We start from the raw sequence: 20,721 nt of genomic DNA, 5'->3' as shown, positions 1-20,721 counted from the left end.
GATCGCTCCACCGTACCGACGGCCTCAGCCATCAGCGCGCGCTGCCGTGTCGTGAGGCCAAGCCCAGCCGGAGATCTCCGGCATATCCTCGCCATGCTGGCACACATAGGCCCGATGCTCGATCAGCGTGTCGCGAAACCGCTGCTTCGCATAGGCGGCTTTTCCGGCCAGCCCCGGAACCCGCTCGATGACCTCGATCGCGAGATGAAAGCGGTCGAGTTCATTCAACACCACCATGTCGAAGGGGGTCGTCGTCGTGCCCTCCTCGATGAAGCCGCGCACATGGATATTGGCATGGTTGGCGCGGCTGTAGGTCAGGCGATGAATGAGCGCCGGATAGCCGTGGTAGGCGAAGATCACCGGCTTATCGCAGGTGAACAGCCCATCGAAATCGCGATCCGGCATGCCATGCGGATGGTTGCTCTGCGACTGGAGGGTCATCAGATCGACCACGTTGACGACGCGGATCTTGAGATCGGGCAAGGCCGTCCGCAGCAGATCGACTGCCGCCAGCGTCTCGAGCGTCGGCACGTCGCCGGCGCAGGCCATTACGACATCCGGCTCCGCACCATCGTCATCGTTGCTGGCCCAGCGCCAGATGCCGATACCAGCCTCGCAGTGGATCGCGGCCGCATCGGCATCGAGCCATTGCGGCGAGGGTTGCTTGCCGGCCACGATGACGTTCACGCGGTCGTAGGTCTTCAAGCAATGGTCGGCGACCCAGAGCAGCGTATTGGCGTCCGGCGGGAAATAGATCCGCACCGTATCGGCCCGCTTGTTGGCCACGAGATCCACGAAGCCAGGGTCCTGGTGGCTGAACCCGTTATGGTCCTGCCGCCAGACATGCGACGTCAGCAAATAGTTGAGCGAGGCGATCGGCCGACGCCAGCCGAGTTCGCGCGAAACCTTCAGCCATTTGGCATGCTGGTTGAACATCGAGTCGATGATGTGAATGAAGGCTTCGTAGCACGAGAAGAAACCGTGGCGTCCCGTCAGCAAGTAGCCTTCGAGCCAACCCTGACAAAGATGTTCGCTCAAGACCTCGAGGACGCGCCCCTCGTGGGCAAGCGACACGTCGTCGGGCTGGATATTCTCCATCCACACGCGGTCAGTCACCTCGAAGACGGCATCGAGCCGGTTCGAGGCGGTCTCATCGGGACCGACGATGCGGAAGTTCCGAGCTTCGGCATTGAGCTCGAAGACATGCCGAAAGTAGATCCCGAGCGCTCGCGTCGCCTCGCCGATGGTGCCACCCGGATGCGGCACGTCCACGGCGACGCTGCGCCAATCAGGCAGTCTCAGATCACGCTTGAGCAAGCCGCCGTTGGCATGCGGGTTGGCACCCATGCGGCGCGTGCCGGTCGGCGCCAGCGCGGCGAGTTCCGGCTTGAACCGCCCTGACGCGTCGAACAGGTCGTCCGGATCATAGCTCCGCATCCAATCTTCGAGGATCTTGCGATGCCCCTCGCTCCCGCGCGCATTGTCGACCGGTACCTGATGGGCGCGCCAGAAGCCTTCGACCTTCTTGCCGTCGACCACTTTCGGGCCGGTCCAGCCTTTCGGGCTCCGCAGGATGATCATGGGCCAGACGGGCCGCGTGCTGCCGAAGCCACTCCGCGCCTGCGCCTGGATATCCTGAATGATGTTGAACGCGCGCTCCATGGCGGCCGCCATCAACTGATGCATCTCGGCGGGGTCGCTGCCTTCGACGAAGATCGGCTCGTAACCATAGCCGGTAAACAACGCCCGTACTTCGATGTCGCTCATGCGGCCGAGAATGGTCGGATTGGCGATCTTGTAACCGTTGAGATGCAGGATCGGCAGCACAGCGCCGTCGCTCCTCGGGTTGAGGAACTTGTTGGAATGCCACGAGGCTGCGAGCGGGCCGGTTTCAGCTTCGCCGTCGCCCACCACGCAGGCGACGATCAGATCAGGATTATCGAAGGCCGCCCCAAAGGCATGCACAAGCGCATAGCCAAGCTCGCCGCCTTCGTGGATCGATCCCGGTGTTTCCGGCGCGGCATGGCTCGGAATCCCGCCCGGGAAGGAAAATTGCCGGAAGAGCTTCTGCAGGCCGTCCGCATCCTGTGTGATCGCGGGATAGATCTCGCTGTAGGTCCCTTCGAGGTAGGTATTGGCCACCATGCCGGGGCCACCATGCCCAGGCCCGCAGATGTAGATGATGTTGAGGTCCCGCGCGCGGATCATCCGATTGAGATGCACATAGATAAAGTTGAGGCCGGGTGTCGTACCCCAATGGCCCAGCAGGCGCGCTTTGATGTGCTCGGGCGTCAGTGGGTCGCGGAGAAGCGGATTGTCGAGCAGATAGATTTGCCCGACCGAAAGATAGTTGGACGCGAGCCAATAGCGGTGGATCAGGCTGAGGTCTTGAGCGCTTAACGGGCCCGGGAGCCCGGGCGTCTGATCGAGCCGAGAAACATTGTCCATGATCTGACCCTCACGCGCGATTGGATGCGCACTCCCGAAGGGGTGTCGCTATCTGTCCCGAGGACGCTCGACGCATTCCCGGACGGGATCAGGTTGGTGTTGCAGCGGTGTGACAGGGCGCCACGGTCCTTGCCATCAGGTCTCATAGGCACAGCTGTACGAGGCGTTCGATGCCCGGTTGATGTGGTCACAAAGACGTCGTCTTGCGCCTGCGGTCGGGAGCCATTTGCGAGCAAATACGTTGGCGTCTGCCCTCCATCGAACCACCCGCGCGCTTGCTGATAGGATGATGATGTCGAACCGTCCGGTCGCGTTTTTGGCCATCGAACTTCTCGATTTTATGACACGCGAAAAGCCAAAAGGTTTGATCGTCGCGGTCGACGACGACCACCGCGGCGAGGCGCTCGCTCGCATCCTTGGCCAGATGGCACCTGATCTCACCTGTCATTGCTTTCCGGCGTGGGACTGCCTTCCCTACGACCGGGCACCGCCCTCACCCGATCACATGAGCCGCCGCATGCGCGTGCTGCACGATCTCGGCGCGTCACCGCAGGATCTCGGTACCACGATCTTGGTGACGACACCGGACGCTCTGGTCCAGCGCGTTCCGCCCGGCGATGCCGTGGCGCATCAGATCGTGCTTCGCACCGGCACTCTCCTCGATGTCGAGGCCTTTGCGGCTAAGGTCGGTCGACTCGGCTACGTCCATGCCGACAGGGTCGACGCGAGCGGCCATGTCGCGATCCGAGGCGAGGTGATCGACATCTTCACCGCGGCGTCGAAACCCTTCCGCATCACGCTGATCGATGGAGCGATCACGAGCATCCATCGTTATGATCCGGTGTCGCAACGAAGCACCGGGTCTGTGGTCAAGATCAGGGTCGGTGCCGCTTCGGAACTGGTGCAAACACCGGATGGCACCGAGGTCGAACGCTTTCCGGGCGTCGAACATTGGCTGCCGGTCGCTTATCCGACGATGACGACGCTGCTCGACATGATGCCGGACGCGAGCCTGATGCTTGAACCGAAGGCCGATGGGCGTATCGAGCACCTGTTCGAGCAGATCGCCGAGGCCTATCGCGACCGGGTCGCGGCCGATGCGGCTACGCCGAACCTGAGCCACAAGGCGCTCCCACCCCACCGCCTTTTTCTGACGCCGGATGAATGGAGCGAGCTGGTCGTCCCGCGCCTCGCAGCGTTCCCCGAGCGGCAACCGACGGCCGTGATGGCGCGGTTCTGCCTCGATGACAAGCCCGGGCAAGCTTTTGCGGCCTATCTCGAGGACGCCCGTCGCGCCGGCTTGCGGATCGTGCTCGGGGCGGCACGCGAGCGCGATCTCGCCACCCTGGCCAAGGAAGCGGAACGCGCGTCGGGCCGCAAGCCGGTGCGGCTGGACGCATGGTCCGAGCGGACGGAAGCGAAAGCGGACTCGATCCTGCTGATGCGCTTATCCGCAGACCATGGCTTCGAGGATCGCGACGGCGGAGTAGCCTTGGTGACTGCCGCGGACCTGCTGGGACATCAGGCGCGGGCCTCCTCGTTTCACGCCGTTCCGATCCCCTGGCATATGGGAGACGGCGAATTTGCTTTCGGCGACTTCGTCATCCACGCCGACCACGGGATCGGCATCTTGCGCGGCCTCGAAACCATCGAAACCGGCGCAGCGGCGGGACGCGACGCGGTGCGGCTCGATTACGCCAAGGGCACCGACCTGCTCGCCCCGGTGGAGGAGATGGACCGGATCTGGCGCTATGGCGCCGAGCAAGACGGCATCACGCTCGACAGGCTCGACACCGATGCGTGGCAGAAACGACGGGCCAAAATCAGCCACGACGTGACCGAGACCGCGCGCGGTCTCGTGGCCCTCGCCCGTCGTCGCGACGAGACCGTCGCGCCAAAACTCGTGCCGCCGCGCGGCTACTACGAGCGGTTCGTCGCCGGCTTTCCCTATGGGCCGACGCCGGACCAGATCCATGCGATCGACGACGTGCTGCGTGATCTCGCATCCGGCCGCCCGATGGATAGGCTCGTGGTCGGGGATGTCGGCTTCGGCAAGACCGAAGTGGCGCTGAGAGCGGCCGCCGCCGCCGTCTTCGCGGGGCGGCAGGTGGCGCTCGTGGCGCCCACGACCGTGTTGGTCAGGCAGCATCTTCACACGGTCGAGCAGCGCTTTGCTGCGTTCGGCATCCCAGTCGCGCATCTCTCCAGAATGGTCTCCGCGGCGGAGGCGCTCGCGGTCAAGCAAGGGCTCGCCGATGGGTCCGTGCGCCTCGTGGTCGGAACCCATGCACTGACCCGTGACGACGTCGCGTTTAAGGATCTCGGCCTGCTGATCGTCGACGAGGAACAGCGGTTCGGCACAGCCGACAAGGCCAGGATCCGTGAACTCGGGACGGGTATCCACGTCCTGACCATGACCGCGACGCCGATCCCAAGAACACTGCAATCGGCGCTCGTCGGTTTGCAAGACCTCAGCGTCATCGCCACGCCCCCGGCGCGACGCCGCCCTATCCGCACGTTGGTGGCGCCGTTCGATATGGCAACGATCCGCATCGCCTTGATGCACGAGAAGGCCAATGGCGGCCAAAGTTTCGTCGTCGTGCCGCGGATCGAGGATCTCGACCAACTCGCTCCAGATCTTGCAGCGCATGTCCCCGAACTCACCATTCTGACGGGGCACGGACAGATGGAGGCCCATGAGGTCGATGCCGCCATGATGGCCTTCGCGCATCGCAAGGCCGACGTCTTGTTGGCCACCAGCATCATCGAGAGCGGGCTCGACGTGCCGCGCGCCAATACGATGATCGTCTGCGGCGCCGAACGCTTTGGGCTCGCACAATTGCATCAATTGCGCGGACGCGTCGGGCGCGGCAGCCGGCAGGGGACATGCTATCTGATGACCCGCTCGGACCAGCCCTTGCCAACAGCCACCGAGCAACGGCTGGCAACCTTGACGACCCTGGATCGCCTCGGAAGCGGCATGGCGATCAGCGCACGCGATCTCGATTCTCGGGGCGCCGGAGACCTGCTCGGCGAGGATCAGGCCGGGCGTGTGCGTGTGGTCGGGCTGGGGCTCTATCAGCATCTGCTGCAACTCGCGATCCGCACAGCCCGCGACGACGACGCCGAGAATTGGTCACCCGAGATCCACATCGCAACGATGGGGCGTTTGCCGCCGGACTATCTGCCGGAGCCGGAGGTCCGCCTCAATCTCTACGCTCGCATCGCGCGGACGATGGAGGCCAGCGACGTCGATGCCATGAGCGATGAGATCCAAGACCGCTTTGGGCCAATTCCGGAGGCCGTCGGTGAGCTATTGACGCTCGCGCGCCTCAAGGGACTGTGCCGCCAACTTGGCATCGCCCGCGTCGATGGCGGCCCAAAGGCGATCGCTCTCACGCCGCGTCTCGGCCGCGCAGCAGATGAACTCTTCGCTCACATCCCGCTGCAGGCTCGCGCCGGCTTCGAAATTCGAAACGGGCGGGTGGTTTTCGATTGCACCAAAGTGGCTACCGAAGAAAGGCTCAGCCTTGCGGTCGCATGTCTCGAGTTGTTCGACACAAGCCCAACCTGACTGACGCCAAGATCGGAGCGGGTTAGTTGTCCCCTTATGCAAAAAAAGGCGCTGCCGGTGAGACAGCGCCTAGACTTCAAACAGTTATCAAACGCGCTCGACGATACCAGATGGATCGGGCGGAGAGACGCTTAGGCGACGGCATCCGACGGTGCTGACCGAGCCTGGCCCTGCCGATAGAGATAGGAGGGGCTCGGTCGCGGCATGGCGCGAAACCCGCGAGCCACCTCCTCCACATCGGCGATGCTCGGACGCACCCAGGCGGCGGCGCCGATGCGAATGCGATCGGACGAAAAGGTGGTGGTCTGTGACTTGGTCATCGCTCAGGCCTGAAAGGTTTGATGAGGCTCGGGACGTCAACGCGAGTTGTCGCGTTTAGCTCCATGGTCCGATCGTTAACGAGATGTTTATTATCCGACGGGGCATATCGGCGCGAGGCGTGCTTCAAGAGTTCGGGAGACGTCGCGTCTCGCGCCGTGATCGGTTCAGGTCGGGTGGAATACGGTCGTCACGCAGCCGTCCTTCTTGTCGACGGTGCTGCAATGAGAGGTGGCCCGTGTCTCTCGCCTCCCTCCCGAGAACACAATCGTGTTCAAGCCGCCTTTGCGCGCCGGTTACGGCGGCGATCCTCCTGATGGGGTGGTCGACAGCATGCGTTCCATCCGTCGGTCAGGCACGAGCCAGAGGAGGGCCACGGCCGCATAGGCAACATCGGCGAGCGCGACATGCACGAAGGAAAGCCCGATGCCCGCCGCGTAAAAGACCGGCGCTAGCTTCCCCTTCCAATCCCACCCGACCGCGGTCCGCAGCGGCGACGCCGCGCCCTGGTCACGCATGATGACGGTCTGCATGAGCCACCAAGACAAAGCCGCCATCAGCAGCGACAGTCCATAAACAGCGGTCGGCCAGGGATCCGCCTCGTGCTCGCCCACCCACGCGGTCGCAAATGGGATCAGGGAAATCCAGAACAGCAGGTGCAGGTTCGCCCACATGATCCCGCCGCTGACGCGCTCGACCAGCTGATAGAGATGATGGTGGTTGTTCCAGTAGATTCCCACGTAGGTGAAGCTCATGACGTAGGCCAGGAAAACCGGCCACAGGTGCTCCAAATCGGCCAGTGTGGTCCCACTTGGCGGCTTAAGTTCAAGCACCATGATCGTGATGATCACGGCGATCACCCCGTCCGTAAACGCCAGCATACGCTCTTTGCCCATCACGACTCCCAACTCCCTGGCGACCCGGCAGGGGCGACGATCGGCTCTTCTCTCGAGTTCATATCCGCTGCCCGGCTACAAATGTAAGTCGTTGAATGACCGAGTTGCGTAAAGCGCAGCTATCAACGAGGGCTGACCCTGAGCTACCCTTTTGACGATATCCAGGCTGTGTTGGCGCAGGCAAGACGTGGCCATTCACGCATAAGGACGGCAGTCTTTATCGAGGAGTCCATGCGTTGCTATCGACCTTGGTAGCCTCGGCCGACGGTCAAACAGGTCACGAAGGCGTACCTGATCAAAGGTGTTAAAATGGAGGACCAGTTGCTTCTACGCGCATTCCGTTATGACGATATTGCATCTCTATTGACCTGGTTCCCCACAGCGGAGGATTTGGCTCAATGGGGAAGTCCGGCCCGGACATTTCCCTTAGACGAGGCTCAAATCATAGCCTTTCTTAAAGAAACGGAAGGCGACGAGCCAAAAAGACGAATGTGGGCCGGCGAAGTCAATGGTGCTTTCGTTGCCACCGCTACGACAATCATCGATTGGCATCAGGGGGTCGTCCTCCTCGGTTTTATCGGTATAAGTCCTGCAGAACGAGGTCGGGGGTTGGCCCACCCGTTCCTTCAAAAGGTTATCGATACAACGTTTGTCGACGAGCGGATCGAACGGATTGAGTTGAACGTTTATACATTTAATGAACCTGCTATCCGTACTTATGAAAAGCTCGGGTTTTTACGCGAAGGCGTGCGCCGCTCCTTGGCTCGATTAGGAACGGTCAGATGGGACGCCGCCCATTATGCGTTGCTCAGGTCAGATCCACCCCCGCTCCAATGAGCGCTCTCTGTCGATAGCAGCGTATCATTCCAGGAATGTGTGCCTCAATCAGCTGATGGTGCGATGAAAACTCTTGGCATTGACGCGGACGATATGCCCGACCGGACTAAATCGGCGGCATGTCGAGGCCGTTTGGTAGCGAAATCCAAATGACAGTTTGCGCCTCGGGGGAGTGGCGTGACAGATGTCCCTTGCCGTGTGTGTCTTCTACTAAAACAAAACGACCCGCCGGGACGTGGCGCATGTCTCCATCGCTCGTCTCATAGTCAACCGAACCATCTAGCCTGACACAAAGGTTCGGGTCTGGAACTGTGTGCCAGGCAACCTCGCGCATGCCGGCAGGGATGCGGGCGATCCGGACGTGGGATGCTGGGTAACTGGAGGTCACGTCAAACGGCACAGCATCGGGGTGCACCGACATCTTCGTTGTTGGCAATTCGACATCGTCGAAATGCGACTCGCCGTCCGGAGTCGCATAAATGCGCAGACATTTCATTGCGGCTCGCTCCTTTGATCTGCGTTGCTTACCACGGAGCAAGCTGGGCTGTGCCCACGCCTCTGATGCGGGTTGAAACCATTTATCTCAAGTCGTGCTGGTCTTGCGATAGACACTATTCGAGTTGGATCCAGAGAAGCCACCTGGCTCCGGGATCTCTGATCATCAGAATGAATCGGACCGCGGCCAATCTCGACGATGGATGGGAAGCGACCATCGTCGCAGACCGTGGAAACGGACGTTGGTGGGGCACTCAAACAGCTTAATTTCAGTGCTCTTGCACACAGACTTTCGATCACGAGGCTCGCGTCTCTTTCATGAGCAGCCGCTAGCGAAGCCACTGAGCCGTAAAAGCAATCGCACGCTGCCGGGCATTGAACGCATCTCGATTGGAGAGATCGAGATCGAAGCCGTGCCCTTCGTTTCGAAACACAACGAGTTCCGCGACACCGCCGAGGCGCTTGGCTGTTTCTACAAGCTTTGAGCCCTGGCTTAAGGACACTGATCGATCAGCATCACCATGGATGTCCAACAGCGGCGGCAGATGGTCGATACGTCGTGTATAGAAAGTGGGTAGTCCTGCGTAAAACACGGTGAGGACGGAAAACATTGGGTCGCTGGCCGCTGCAACGCCAACAAATCCCCCAAGCGAAAAGCCGAGGAGGCCCACAGAACCCGAGCTATTCTCATGCTCACGAGCCATGCTTGCGACAGACCTCACGAGAGAAACCCATCGATCGACAGATCGAGCATACTCCACCTCCCGAGAGGACGCATTTTGAGCCTCATTGATCGCTTTCAGCTCTCCCGGCTGAAAATAGGTGAATAGCAACGTGTCGATGTTGGCGCCTGCAAGATCGCAGGCGTAGCGATCATAGGCTTGATAGTTCGCATCCAGCCCCTTGGAGCCGTGCAGCAGGAGAACCGTCGGTCGCTTACCTCTGCTCGCCGCTCCATACCGTTTCAACTCGAGAGGCTGTCCCTTTAGCGTCAGCCTTTCGGTGACCAGAGTTGGCGCCGACGCGGCCGAACCGCTGCTTTTTCCCATGATGCTAAAAACAGCGGTCAAGACTGCGGCGCGTCGCGTGATTGAAACGGATGTCATTGTCGACGTCACCTTTCAATTGGGGTTTAAAAGCAGCTGCTTTAATGTCTGAATTTGGCGAAAGCAGTCACTCGTCTCCAAAAAATCGGTGATCGCTGGCAACCGAAGGCAGCATCGGTTGCAAGAGGGTCTGCGGACCGACAGTTGTCTGGCTGACAAAGCCGCAAGCTGTCGGTCATGGCTTAGGCAGACGGCCTTGTTCCCGGTCGGAGATAGGCAAACATGTGAGGCACGTAATCGGCTTTCCCGATCTCGACACCTTGCTGACGCAGGATGGCGTAAGCGGTGACGACATGGAAATAGAACTGAGCGAGCACCCAATCTCGCGCATAGTCTTCGCCGGTCATATCGAACGAAATACCCCTCGGAAGCTCGAGCGTGATCGGCAGAATGGCACCCGCATCAAGCGCGTCGCCGGAAAGGCCATCCAGAAACGACAGCGCTTCGCCAATCCGAGCGCGGGCTTGCGACAGCGATCCAGGCACATCGCCGGCATGACGTCCTTCGGTTGCCACGTCGACAAGCGACGACGGAATGCTCTCACCCCGTAACCTGAGCGAAGCCTCTTGGGCTTGATAGGCAGCGAAGCGTAATTGGGATGACAGCGGGTACATGTCTGCCGTCAAACGTGCCGCCAGCAGGCCCTCCGCCCGGTCGGGCATTTGCTGTTCCGCTTTTTCGAGCAGGCCGGAGAGCGTCCGCAACATATTCTTGAAGGTCGGAACAAGAAGTTCGGTCAGTGACATGAAAACCTCCACTCTAACGTCAGGGTCCAGATGAAATGCTCTGCGTCAGGGGTCGAGAGCATCCATCCGATTCTGCTAATGAGCTTTATCAGAAGCGATCCGACTCATCCTTGTCGCAAAGAGATCGGCGCCGATCCGTCCGATTTCGGGATCGGGGGCATGACATGCTGTCGTTCTGCAGACTTCGCAACACCTGCGTGCCCGGATCGACGCCACGTGTCGTTGCGGCCCAGACCACGCTCGTCGTCCCTTGCTGCGGATAAACATCGATCCGATCGCCACCACCGCTTCCGGTCGACCTTGAGGGACGTGCAAGCGGGTTCTTGGCTTGCAGCATCGGCCTCACATCATATGCCGGATTGGGCCTGCTATCGCAGCCCGAATTCGTCGGTTAAAGCGTTGGTACGTTCGCCGACTGCGATGCCGGCTCACCAGCGGCCGATCGTCATCATCGGCACCGGCGGCATCGTGGCCGACGCTCACCTGCCGGCTTATCGCAAAGCTGGGTTCCAGATCGCGGGGCTCTACGACCGAGATGGCGCAAAGGCGTCGTCTCTCGCCGCAACTGGAATATCCCCCGGGTCTTCACTTCGCTCGCTGAGGCCGTCGCGAGCTCCGGCGTCGTGTTCGACGCCCTCGCGCGCGGACTGCTGGGGTGGTTGATCGACGTCGAGGTCCCCTTAGATCTCGTACCGCCTTGGCACCTCTTCCCGCATCTGAAGCGTGATCCACGCGTGGAGATCCTGTCGCGCGCCAGCAGAATTGGGCCGCATCAGCCGATTGGGGTCACGAGGCAGCAGAGTTCAGAGGACGAGACGAAAGGGCTTCCCGCACCTCGTCCGTGAGCCTCGCAATCCTCCGCTCCAACACATGATTTCGGTTCAGCCTCTAGAATCGTTCTGTCCACGGCCGAAGGTCGATTTCATGCGACCATGCGTTTCTCGGCTGCGCGAGGACGTCGATGTACGTCTGGGCGATGGCGTCGGGATCGAGCGTGCTGTCAGGTTGATCGCTGGGATCCGGTCGGCGCGGTGAGCGGACGCCGCCGTCGATGTTGAAATGCGCAACGTGGATCCCCTTCGGGCCGAGCTCCCTTGCGGCGCTCTGAGCGAGCCCACGCAGTCCGAACTTGCCCATCGCGAACGCCGCCGATTGGGCGAAACCCTTCATGCCAGCACTCGCGCCGGTGAAGAAGATCGCTCCATGCCCTTTCGCCTCCATTCGCTTCGCGGCCTGCTGGGCGGCCAAGAACGCGCCGAACGTGGTGATGGCGATTGATTGCGCGACCGCGGCGGGATCGACGCTCGAGAGCGGACCGGGGACGCGCGAGCTCGCGTTATAAATCACGATATCGGGCTCCGCGACCTGGCTCTCCATATCGAGGAACAGCTGCGCCACTTGCTCCGGCTGGGAGGCGTCGACGGCAAAGACGGCGGCGCCGGTCTCCTCCGCGAGCGGTTTGAGCTTTTCGACATCGCGAGCGGCGAGGCCGACTTGCACGCCGATCTGAGACAAACGCCGCGCAAGCGAAGCACTGATGCCTGGTCCGGCGCCGATGATCAAGGCGCAGCGATAGGGAAAGTCGGCCATTGAGTGTCTCGCTGTTATTATGCGATGCCGCGAAGGCGGCGGACAAAGGTGGCCACGCCCGGCGCGACAACGTCGGGGGCCTCCTCGGGAATGAAATGGTTTCCCTCCACCTGGATTTCTTCTTGATTCGGGAAGGTCCGGCAGAAGGCGACCTGGTTCGGACTGCTATCGACGATGCCCGGCGTTGCGTGGACATAGAGCTTCGGCACAGAGCTGGTCGCCAGCCATCGCGAATAGGCCTTGACCGCCTCGGCCACATCGGCCGGTTCACCCGCAATGGGGATCTGGCGCGGCCAGCTCAGGGTCGGCCGCCGATCCTCCCCGGCGTTCAGGAACGGTCTGCGATATTCCGCTTTGACGACATCGGAGAGTGGCCGACCAATGGTTCCGAACAGGACCTGCTCGACGAAGACATTGTCCTGCAGGACCATCGCGTCGCCTGCGGGAGAACGCATCGCCTCGAAGGCAGGACGTATGGATTCGCTGAAGTCACTCCACTCGAGCGGCATGACGATCGATTCCATGTAGGCGATGCCCTGCACCCGATCGGCATGCTTGCTCGCATAGTCGAAGCCGAGCGCCGAGCCCCAGTCGTGGACGACGAAGATGATGTTGTCACCGAGATCGAGCTGATCCCAAAGCGCATGCATGAAGCTGCGCTGTTCGACGTAGCCGTATCGGTCAGGACCGGAATTTTGCAGCTTATCTGAATCTCCCTGACCGACCAGATCGCAGGCAATCAGCCGGCCGAGCCCTCGGCAGGCTGGCATGATGTTGCGCCAGAGATAGGACGATGTCGGATTGCCGTGCGAAAAGACGATGGCATCGCCGTCGCCCTCGTCGATATAGGCCATTCGCTGACCATGGACGGTCATGAATTTCTTCTCGGCGAAGGGCGCGTCGCTCAGCTTCATGGTTACGATCCTATCGGTTTTGCGGTTTCGATCTCGTTCGCTTCGTTCGCCGCTTGAGGCCCGTCTGACGCGGTCGAAGAGCAGATCCTGTTCAGGGCGCCCAAGCCGCTCGCCCGCGCGGTCCTAGATTTACGTCTCCCAGGAGACCTCCCCAAAGGCGTCGATTGGTAGTCTGAGATAGCGGCGGCCATTGCTTTCCGGCTCTGGCAGGCGGCCGCCCATGATGTTGACCTGCAGGGCCTGCAGGATCAGCTTCGGCATCGGCAGGCTTCTGTCGCGCGCCTGCCGCGCTCCGATAAAAGCCGGCTTGTCCACACCGGCCAATTGGATATTGCGCGCCTTCTGCTCGCCGACCGTGCTTTCCCAGCGCGGCGCCCGGCCTAGAGGCTGGTAGTCGTGGCCCGTGAAGAGCCGCGTGTCCTCCGGCAAAGCCAGAATCGCCTGCAGCGAGTCCCACAGCTGCTCCGCGCTGCCACCCGGGAAATCGGCGCGGGCGGTTCCGGAATCGGGCATGAAGAACGTGTCATGCACGAAGGCCGCGTCGCCGATCAGATAGGTGATCGATGACAAGGTATGACCAGGGGAAAATAGAACCTGTGCGTCGATCGTCCCGATGGTGAAACGCTCGCCATCCTCGAACAGGTGGTCCCATTGCGAGCCATCGGTTTTCAGCTCGGGCCAATTATAGATGACCTGCCACAGCCGCTGGACCTCGCGGACATGCGCGCCGATCGCGGTCGGCGCGCCGGTTTTCTCACGCAGGTCGTGGGCCGATGAGAGATGGTCGGCATGCGGGTGTGTATCGAGGATCCACTGGACAGTCAGCTTCTCCTCCGCAACGTATCGCAGGATGGCATCGGCGCTCGTCGTGGTGATCGAGCCCGACCTCTCATCGAAATCCAGCACTGGATCGATGATGGCGCATTGGTGAGTGGCTGGGTCCGACACGACATATTGCACGCTGAACGTGCGTGGATCGAAGAAGCCCTTGACGCGCGGCCGCCGCTCCACATCGCGGGCCAGCCATTTGGCGGCGATTGAAAGATCGACGCCCCACTTGGTGCTGAGATCGGCCAAGTCTTGCTGGGCCAATCGCCCGTCCAGCACTTCGCCGATGGCATGGAGGCTCGCGGCGCGGACGCCGCTTTTGCAATGCGCGAAGACGGGGCCGGAAACCTCAGACACGGCCTTTTGGAACGCTCGCACATCGGCCTCGGTGATGGTCGATGCCGTCACGGGAATGAAGTGGAAGGATAGGCCGCCTTCGTCGGCCGCGTGCCGCTCGGCCGCAGGGCTCGGCTGACCGGGTTGTTCGTTCGCCGGACGATTGCTGATGACGCCGACGAACCCGGCAGCGGCAAGGTCGGGAAAGTCCGCGAGATCCGGTTGAGGCGCGACGAAGAGCTTGTCCGATATCTGCGTCGCAGACGGATGCATCGAAACGGAATTCGACACTCTGGAATCCTTTTTAAAGGAGCGAGGTCACGCCTTAACCCCGCGAGATGTGCGATTGTGAGAGTCAGTGGTCTCGGACGCCGCCAGGCCGATGCCGCCCGTCCCGCCCATGACGACTGCGATCTCAATTGAAGATCGATCGATGGACGGAACGCGCGTTGACTCACGTGGCGGTGGCCTAAGGCCCTCAGAGCTGCGACCAACCCCCATCGACCGGAAGTTCGAGGCCGTTCGTGTAGGTCGCGTCGAAAGCGAGGAAGAGGACGGCCTTGGCGACTTCATCAGGCGTTCCGAAGCGTTTCATCGGATTGGCATCGCGCATTTGCCCGGTGAGGTAGTCGGCCGTTGCTTTATCGGGAAAGGCTTTGCCGATGATCGGCGTCTCGATGGGGCCGGGCGACACCGCATTGACGCGAATGCCGCGCGGAAGCAGCTCAGCGGCGAACGTCCGCGCGAAGGATCGCAGCGCGGCCTTGGCCCCGCCATAGGCGGCGATCATCGGCATCCCCTTGACGTTTGCGGTCGAGGTCGTGAGGACGACAGCGCCGCCCTGGTTGATCAGCGGCCCGAGCTTCTGGACCGCGAAGAACGGTCCCTTGGCGTTCAGGTTGAACATTTCGTCGAAGGCCGCCTCGGTCGTGTCCGCGAGAGGCGCGAAGGTGCTGAACCCGGCGTTGACGAAGAGCAGGTCGAAGGTGTCGAACTCGGACTTCACCCGAGAGGCGAGGACATCGAGGTCCGTCAACGAGCGCGCGTCGCTCGATACCACGATGCCGGCCGCCCCGAGCTCTTTCTGCGTCGACTCCAGGCCGGCCGGCGAGCGCCCCGTCACCACAACGCGCGCGCCTCCCTGGACGAGCATCTTCGCCGTCGCGAGCCCAATGCCGCTTGTGCCGCCGATGATGACAGCCCGTTTCGCGTCATACCGTTGCATGCTGTAGTCTCCTTGCGATGTGAGGGCCGCGTGACAATTTAGAACTGTCTGGTACGAAAATTAGCGGGACCCTGCAAGGAGTTTTGAACTGAATGTTTCAAAATAGCGCCAAGCCGCGTGGACGGCCGCGCGGCTTCGACGAGCAGCAGGCGTTGGACAAGGCGATCCAGGTGTTCTGGTCGAAAGGCTACGACGGCGTGACGATCGATGATCTCGTTGCCGCAATGGGCGTGGGACGGCCGAGCCTCTATGCCGTCTTTGGCGATAAGCGGACGTTGTTCTTGCGCGTCCTCCGGTCTTACGCCGAAACGAAAGGCACGCGCGCCGCGGCTGCACTGCTCACGCCGCAATTGCTTCGTGATGCGATCCGCGGCCTCCTGCGATATGCCGTGGAAAGTGCGACCGAGGAAGACTCCGCGCCGGGATGTCTTCTCGGCTGCATCGCACCACTCGTAGACGATGCCGAGGTCCGACTATCCCTAAGGGACTCGGCTGATGCCACCGCGGCGCTCGTGGAATGCCGTTTCCGCGAGGGGATCAGCGCGGGAGAGATCCCGGCTGATTTCCCTGTTGCCGCGCGCGCGAGCCTGGTTCTCGATCTTATCCAAGGGCTTTCGATGCGGGCGCGGATCGGCACGCCGCGCGAGACGCTCCTCCAAGACGCCGATGAAGGCGCCGAGGTGGTGCTCCTGTCGCGGCGGGACAATGCGGTGCTGGGCGCTTGAAGCTGGTTGGCATGTCGCTCGAAGCGAGCAGCCTTCATTTCCTCACGGAACGCCAACGATCGAGCGCTCGGAGATTGCCCGCGGCGTGATCGATCGGTTCAGGTCGGGTGGAACACGACCTTCACGCAGCCGTCCTTCTTGGCCTTGAACATGCTGTAGAGGTCCGGACCATCCTCCAGCTTATCGCTTCGATGCGTGATCAGGGATGTCGTGTCGACCTTCTTGTCTTGGATCAGCTTGGTCAGGGGCTCGAGATAACGCTTCACATGCGTCTGGCCGCTCCGAAGCGTCAGACCCTTCTGCACGATCTGCCCCATATTGACCGACACGGGGCCACCATAGACACCCGGGACAGAGACGATGCCGCAGGGGCGAACTGCCTTGATGGCCTGCTCAAGCGCATAGACGCGTTCGGACGGAACCAGCTTCTCTTTGGCGGCGCTCAAAAGACCCGCTTGTCCATGCCCGGCGCTCGCTTCCATGCCGACGCAATCGATCACCGCATCGGCGCCTTCGCCTTTGCTGATCTCCACAATGCGCTCGTAAACATCCTCTTGAGCGAAATCGATGATGTCGGTCGCGCCGGACTTGCGCGCCATCGCGATCCGCTCGGGGACGGTGTCGATCGCGATGATCCGCTCGGCGCCCAGCACCTTCGCCGATTGGATGGCGAACAAACCCACCGGACCACATCCCCAGATCGCGATGATCTCACCGCCCTTGATCTCGCAATGCTCCGCACCCTGATATCCCGTAGGAAAGATATCGGTCAGGAACAGCACTTCCTCATCGGTCATGCCGTCCGGCACCTTCATGGGTGCGACATCCGCCATCGGTACGCGCACATATTCGGCTTGCCCGCCGGAATATCCGCCGGTCAGATGTGAATAGCCGAACAAGCCTGCGGTCGTGTAGCCGAACTGCTCGGCCGCCATGGCGGCGTTGCGGTTCGAGCGTTGGCACACCGAATAGTTGCCGAGTTTGCACTGACGGCACTCGCCGCAATTGATATTGAACGGAACGACGATCCGGTCGCCCTTCTTGAATTTCGTATGGGCCGAGCCGGTCTCCACGACCTCTCCCATGAATTCATGTCCGAGGATGTCGCCGCTCTTCATGGTCGGCATGAGGCCGTCCATGAGATGCAGGTCGGACCCGCAGATCGCACAGCTCGTCACCTTGATGATGACGTCGCGCGCCTCTTCGATTTTGGGATCAGGAACGGTGTCGCACCGGATGTCGTTGGTGCCGTGCCAGCAGAGAGCTTTCATGACGGGGTCTCTTGATTTGGGGTAGGAACCCCAAAAACTCGACATCCGTCGTTCCGTTCCTCCGGCTCAGCTTGGTGGATGCGGGGCTCGGCTCAAGCGTCTGATAACGGACCGCTCAAACTAGCGTGTCGCTCGACACCGGCTCGAGCAGCCCAACCATCACGCGCGCGATATGACGCACGATATCGGGTGCCCCGGTCATCTCGCCAAAACTGCCGCGCGTAAGCGGCCCGATCGCCAAGAGGCCAGGTTGAGCCCGCCCTTCGCAATTGAGGATCCGGCTCCCGAGATCGGTCTCGATCCCCTGCCCGATCGCGTCGGGCCGCGCGAGACCGCGATCGAGAAGGTGACGCAGAAGTGGCACGTCGGCGATCGCTTTGCCGGGTCCCGTGCAGAGCACGATGGCGTCAAAGAAGCGCTCGTTTCGTCGTTGACCGGGACGCTTCAATGTCGCGACAAGGCGGCCCCCGTCCTGATCGATGCCAACGATGCTCGCTCGCTCGAGTTTCAGTCGGCCGAGCCCGCGGTGCCGCTCGATCAGCTCATGCGGTTGGGGCGCGATACGAAAGCGGTGCACCTCCCAAAAGGGCAGCAGGCGATGGACGACGCGTCTTTGCTCCTTGGCGGGCAGCGCACGCCAGATCTCGGGGAGGCGTGATCGAAACGCGTCGGCCATCGCCTGCCATCCCGGCGTCGGAGCGGCGTCGCGCATGCGTCGGCGGACGAGCCGAAGCAGGTCGAGCGCGGTTCGCGGCAGGTCGTATCCGTCGAGAAAGTCGATCCCGTCGACGAAGGTGCCATGCGGAAGCGCCAGAAGTCCTCGGCGCGACACAGCCGTCACGGCGCCAGAATGGCCGGCGCGGTCGAGCGAAGCGATCACATCCGCCATGCTCAATCCGGTTCCGACGATCAGAACGTCGTCCAGTCGTCCGATCGGCGCAAAGGCGTCGCGGCGCCAGGGATTGCGGATGAACCGAGGGTCGGCTAGCGCGGTCGCGCTCACGGGGCAAGGCAGCAGCGGGGGAGAGTGGCCGGTGCATAAAGCGACGACATCACCCCGGAGCGGCTCGGCTTCTCCGGCGAGCGTCACGGTCCAGGCCGCGCCGAGCTCATCCGACGGATCTACCGCCGAGGCGGTGGCCACGTGGTGTCGAAAGCTCACGCGATCGCGCGCGGAAACGATCGCCTCGCGTAGGGTCGCCTCGATATAGCGGCCATAGGCATGTCGCGGCACGTAGTGATGACCCTGAGGGTCCGTGCTGGCGGCATCGGGCAACGCCTGATGATCGAACAACCAGCGAGTGAGATGATCGACGTCGTCGGGAAGAACCGACATTTTGTTGGTCGGCACGTTGATGCGATGCACCGGATCGAGCGTGCCATAGGCCGTGCCGAAACCGAGGTCGGCCTGGGGCTCGACGACATCGATCCAAAGCGGCGTCAATGTCGTGCGAATCGCATGGATTACGACGGCCGCGCCAGTATAGCCGCCGCCGATCACGATAAGCCGCATGGTTTGGCTCGGCTGCCTGATGTGCCCGGGCTGCTCGATCATCGGTCGACATCACTCCTGCTCGCCCCAGGTTCGCCCGTCATGGCGCCTTCGGCCCCTGCGCTCCAGCTCGGACCACTATTGACCCTGCAGTGGAGTGGGCCCCTGACAATGGACAGGTTGGCGATCGTCGATTGACCGGAGGTCGGGCTTTCGAAAGATGAAAGTCCATGAGTCAACACCGAACCCACAGCGTCGAATTCAAGCGACAGGTTGTCCAGGAGTACCTGGCTGGCGAGACCCTGCATGGTCTCGCCAAGCGCCACGATCTGTCACGCAACCTGATCCGGATCTGGGTAGATAAGTTTCAGGCGGGGGCGCTCGATCAGGACCTGGGCGCGGCAGACCTTCTGCAGGCCTATGAGGCGCGCATCGCAGCGCTTGAGCGGCTGGTCGGAAAACAGGCTCTCGAGCTGGACTTTCTAAAGGGGGCTTCTCATGCATCTCTCCGGCCGAAAAGCGTGCCCGTGTCCTTAGCAGGCCCTGCGGCTTGTCTGTCGCAGAGGGGTGCCGGCTGATGGGTCTTGCTCGCTCCACGTTCTATGACGGGCCGGTGGCTGCCGTCGACGAAACCGCCCTTGTCGAAGCGATGTGGCGGATCTGCGAAGAGTTCGAGCGTTACGGATGGCGTCGTGTTCGAGCAGCTCTTGGGCAGCAGGGTCTCGTGGTCAATCACAAGAAGGTCCGCCGGCTCATGCGCGAGCATGACCTGCAACCGCGGATCCGACGGCGCACAACCATCACGACCGACAGTGATCACGATCATCCCATCTTCGCCAATCTGACACAGGACATGGCGCTGAACGGGCCAGACCAACTCTGGGTCGCCGACATCACCTACGTTCAAGTGGTCGGCTCATTCGTCTACGTTGCCATTGTCCTCGACGCCTGGTCGAGAAGGGTCGTGGGCTATGCCATGAGCCGATCGATCGATGCCCGGTTGACCCTGGCGGCTCTGAGGGCTGCCGTTGTGGATCGCAAACCGTCGTCCGGTTGCGTGCATCACTCGGATCGAGGATCGCAATATGCTGCCAAGGTCTACCGCGACGAACTCGCGGCCCGCGGCCTCAAAGGATCTATGGGAAGACGTGGCAATCCATACGACAATGCCAAGGCCGAAAGCTTCATGAAGACCCTCAAGGTCGAGGCGGTCTACCCGATGGCCTTCGAGACGTTCGAGGATGTGGCCGAACACCTTCCCCGCTTCATCGAAGAGACCTACAACGCTACGAGGCTGCATTCTGCCCTCGGCTATCTCAGCCCAAAACAGTTCGAGGATTACTTCACCCGGCAGACGGTCAAGTCGGCGGCTTAAAACCGTCCACCGGAAGGGGCCCACTCCACAGATCGGTCGCAATGCGATCTTTTCCGACCGTCGTTCGTTTTTGCCGCAGGTGCCCGAGCTTGGGAACCAGCACAAACGGAGACACCCCATGAAAACGCAAGGTTCGGCAGTGTGGCAGGGCGGTCTAAAAGACGGCAAAGGCGCGATCTCGACCAAGAGTGGCGCGCTTGCAAGCTACCCCTATGGCTTCGCGGCTCGTTTCGAGGGCAAGTCTGGCACCAATCCCGAGGAACTGATCGGCGCCGCGCATGCGGGCTGCTTCACCATGGCGCTGTCGCTCATCCTCGGTGAGGCTCACCTCACAGCCGACCAGATGGAGACGACCGCCGAGGTGACGCTCGACAAGGAAGGCGACGGATACGCCATCACGGCCGTCCACCTGACCCTGACGGCCAAAATCCCGGGGATCGATCAAGCCCAATTCGAAGAGCTTGCGGGCCAAGCCAAGGCCGGCTGCCCGGTTTCGAAGCTCCTGAAGGCCCACATCACCATGGACGCGCAGCTCGTCGGCTGAC

Annotated in this window: 18 protein-coding genes; 6 read left to right on the top strand and 12 right to left on the bottom strand. The window is 61.8% G+C overall.

The features are described 5' to 3' along the window. Positions 1 to 24: 24 nt before the first annotated feature. Positions 25 to 2,448, bottom strand: coding sequence for a phosphoketolase family protein (locus tag EY713_RS11130; RefSeq protein WP_131114840.1), 2,424 nt, complete (start codon positions 2,446 to 2,448; stop codon positions 25 to 27). 292 nt (positions 2,449 to 2,740) lie between these two features. On the opposite strand from EY713_RS11130, the gene EY713_RS11125 reads away from it, so the two are divergent. Continuing rightward, on the top strand, positions 2,741 to 6,022 hold the full coding sequence (locus tag EY713_RS11125; protein WP_165491097.1) for a DEAD/DEAH box helicase: 3,282 nt from the start codon (positions 2,741 to 2,743) through the stop codon (positions 6,020 to 6,022). A 131-nt stretch (positions 6,023 to 6,153) separates the two neighbouring features. Here the strand turns inward: EY713_RS11125 and EY713_RS11120 are convergent, their stop codons facing one another. Together EY713_RS11120 and EY713_RS11115 are read right to left on the bottom strand one after the other, a co-directional pair. Next, positions 6,154 to 6,342: a hypothetical protein gene (locus tag EY713_RS11120; protein WP_131114837.1), complete on the bottom strand. Its 189-nt coding sequence runs from the start codon at positions 6,340 to 6,342 to the stop codon at positions 6,154 to 6,156. 294 nt (positions 6,343 to 6,636) lie between these two features. Continuing rightward, a complete protein-coding gene (locus EY713_RS11115; protein WP_131114835.1) occupies positions 6,637 to 7,236 on the bottom strand; it encodes a TMEM175 family protein in 600 nt (199 codons plus the stop codon). A 309-nt stretch (positions 7,237 to 7,545) separates the two neighbouring features. On the opposite strand from EY713_RS11115, the gene EY713_RS11110 reads away from it, so the two are divergent. Continuing rightward, positions 7,546 to 8,073, top strand: a complete 528-nt coding sequence (locus tag EY713_RS11110) for a GNAT family N-acetyltransferase (protein ID WP_131114833.1) — start codon at positions 7,546 to 7,548, stop codon at positions 8,071 to 8,073. Positions 8,074 to 8,179: 106 nt separating this feature from the next. Here the strand turns inward: EY713_RS11110 and EY713_RS11105 are convergent, their stop codons facing one another. The 7 genes from EY713_RS11105 to EY713_RS11075 form a co-directional block, all read right to left on the bottom strand. Continuing rightward, a complete protein-coding gene (locus tag EY713_RS11105) occupies positions 8,180 to 8,569 on the bottom strand; it encodes a cupin domain-containing protein (protein ID WP_131114831.1) in 390 nt (129 codons plus the stop codon). Positions 8,570 to 8,897: 328 nt separating this feature from the next. After that, positions 8,898 to 9,674, bottom strand: coding sequence for a dienelactone hydrolase family protein (locus EY713_RS11100; RefSeq protein WP_131114830.1), 777 nt, complete (start codon positions 9,672 to 9,674; stop codon positions 8,898 to 8,900). Between the two features lie 182 nt (positions 9,675 to 9,856). Beyond that, on the bottom strand, positions 9,857 to 10,420 hold the full coding sequence (locus EY713_RS11095; protein WP_131114828.1) for a DUF1993 domain-containing protein: 564 nt from the start codon (positions 10,418 to 10,420) through the stop codon (positions 9,857 to 9,859). A gap of 888 nt (positions 10,421 to 11,308) precedes the next feature. Continuing rightward, positions 11,309 to 12,010, bottom strand: a complete 702-nt coding sequence (locus EY713_RS11090; protein WP_131114827.1) for an SDR family NAD(P)-dependent oxidoreductase — start codon at positions 12,008 to 12,010, stop codon at positions 11,309 to 11,311. 17 nt (positions 12,011 to 12,027) lie between these two features. Then, complete coding sequence (locus tag EY713_RS11085) at positions 12,028 to 12,924, bottom strand: haloalkane dehalogenase (RefSeq protein ID WP_131114826.1); 897 nt, start codon at positions 12,922 to 12,924, stop codon at positions 12,028 to 12,030. A 129-nt stretch (positions 12,925 to 13,053) separates the two neighbouring features. Beyond that, complete coding sequence (blh, locus tag EY713_RS11080) at positions 13,054 to 14,361, bottom strand: bifunctional sulfur transferase/dioxygenase Blh (protein WP_131119582.1); 1,308 nt, start codon at positions 14,359 to 14,361, stop codon at positions 13,054 to 13,056. A 205-nt stretch (positions 14,362 to 14,566) separates the two neighbouring features. Continuing rightward, positions 14,567 to 15,313: an SDR family oxidoreductase gene (locus EY713_RS11075; protein ID WP_131114825.1), complete on the bottom strand. Its 747-nt coding sequence runs from the start codon at positions 15,311 to 15,313 to the stop codon at positions 14,567 to 14,569. A gap of 92 nt (positions 15,314 to 15,405) precedes the next feature. Between EY713_RS11075 and EY713_RS11070 the strand changes: the two genes are divergently transcribed. Further along, positions 15,406 to 16,038, top strand: coding sequence for a TetR/AcrR family transcriptional regulator (locus EY713_RS11070; protein WP_131114824.1), 633 nt, complete (start codon positions 15,406 to 15,408; stop codon positions 16,036 to 16,038). Positions 16,039 to 16,136: 98 nt separating this feature from the next. On the opposite strand, the gene EY713_RS11065 is transcribed toward EY713_RS11070, so the two are convergent. Further along, a complete protein-coding gene (locus EY713_RS11065) occupies positions 16,137 to 17,309 on the bottom strand; it encodes a zinc-dependent alcohol dehydrogenase (RefSeq protein WP_131114823.1) in 1,173 nt (390 codons plus the stop codon). Positions 17,310 to 17,424: 115 nt separating this feature from the next. Continuing rightward, entirely contained in the window at positions 17,425 to 18,864 is a 1,440-nt protein-coding gene (locus tag EY713_RS11060) for an FAD/NAD(P)-binding protein (RefSeq protein WP_131114822.1), read from the bottom strand. 167 nt (positions 18,865 to 19,031) lie between these two features. Here EY713_RS11060 and EY713_RS11055 point away from each other — a divergent pair, with 167 nt between their 5' ends. From EY713_RS11055 to EY713_RS11045, 3 genes are all read left to right on the top strand, one after another. After that, positions 19,032 to 19,379: a transposase gene (locus EY713_RS11055; RefSeq protein WP_131113309.1), complete on the top strand. Its 348-nt coding sequence runs from the start codon at positions 19,032 to 19,034 to the stop codon at positions 19,377 to 19,379. Continuing rightward, positions 19,352 to 20,176, top strand: a complete 825-nt coding sequence (locus tag EY713_RS11050; protein WP_245572688.1) for an IS3 family transposase — start codon at positions 19,352 to 19,354, stop codon at positions 20,174 to 20,176. Before EY713_RS11055 ends, EY713_RS11050 begins: the two co-directional genes overlap by 28 nt. A 118-nt stretch (positions 20,177 to 20,294) precedes the next feature. Further along, positions 20,295 to 20,720: an OsmC family protein gene (locus EY713_RS11045; protein ID WP_131114821.1), complete on the top strand. Its 426-nt coding sequence runs from the start codon at positions 20,295 to 20,297 to the stop codon at positions 20,718 to 20,720. Position 20,721: the final 1 nt, after the last annotated feature.

The sequence above is a fragment of the Lichenihabitans psoromatis genome, assembly GCF_004323635.1.
Lineage (GTDB): Bacteria > Pseudomonadota > Alphaproteobacteria > Rhizobiales > Beijerinckiaceae > Lichenihabitans > Lichenihabitans psoromatis.
Note: the sequence above shows the minus strand (reverse complement) of the source record. Positions and strands in the feature narration are given on the sequence as shown.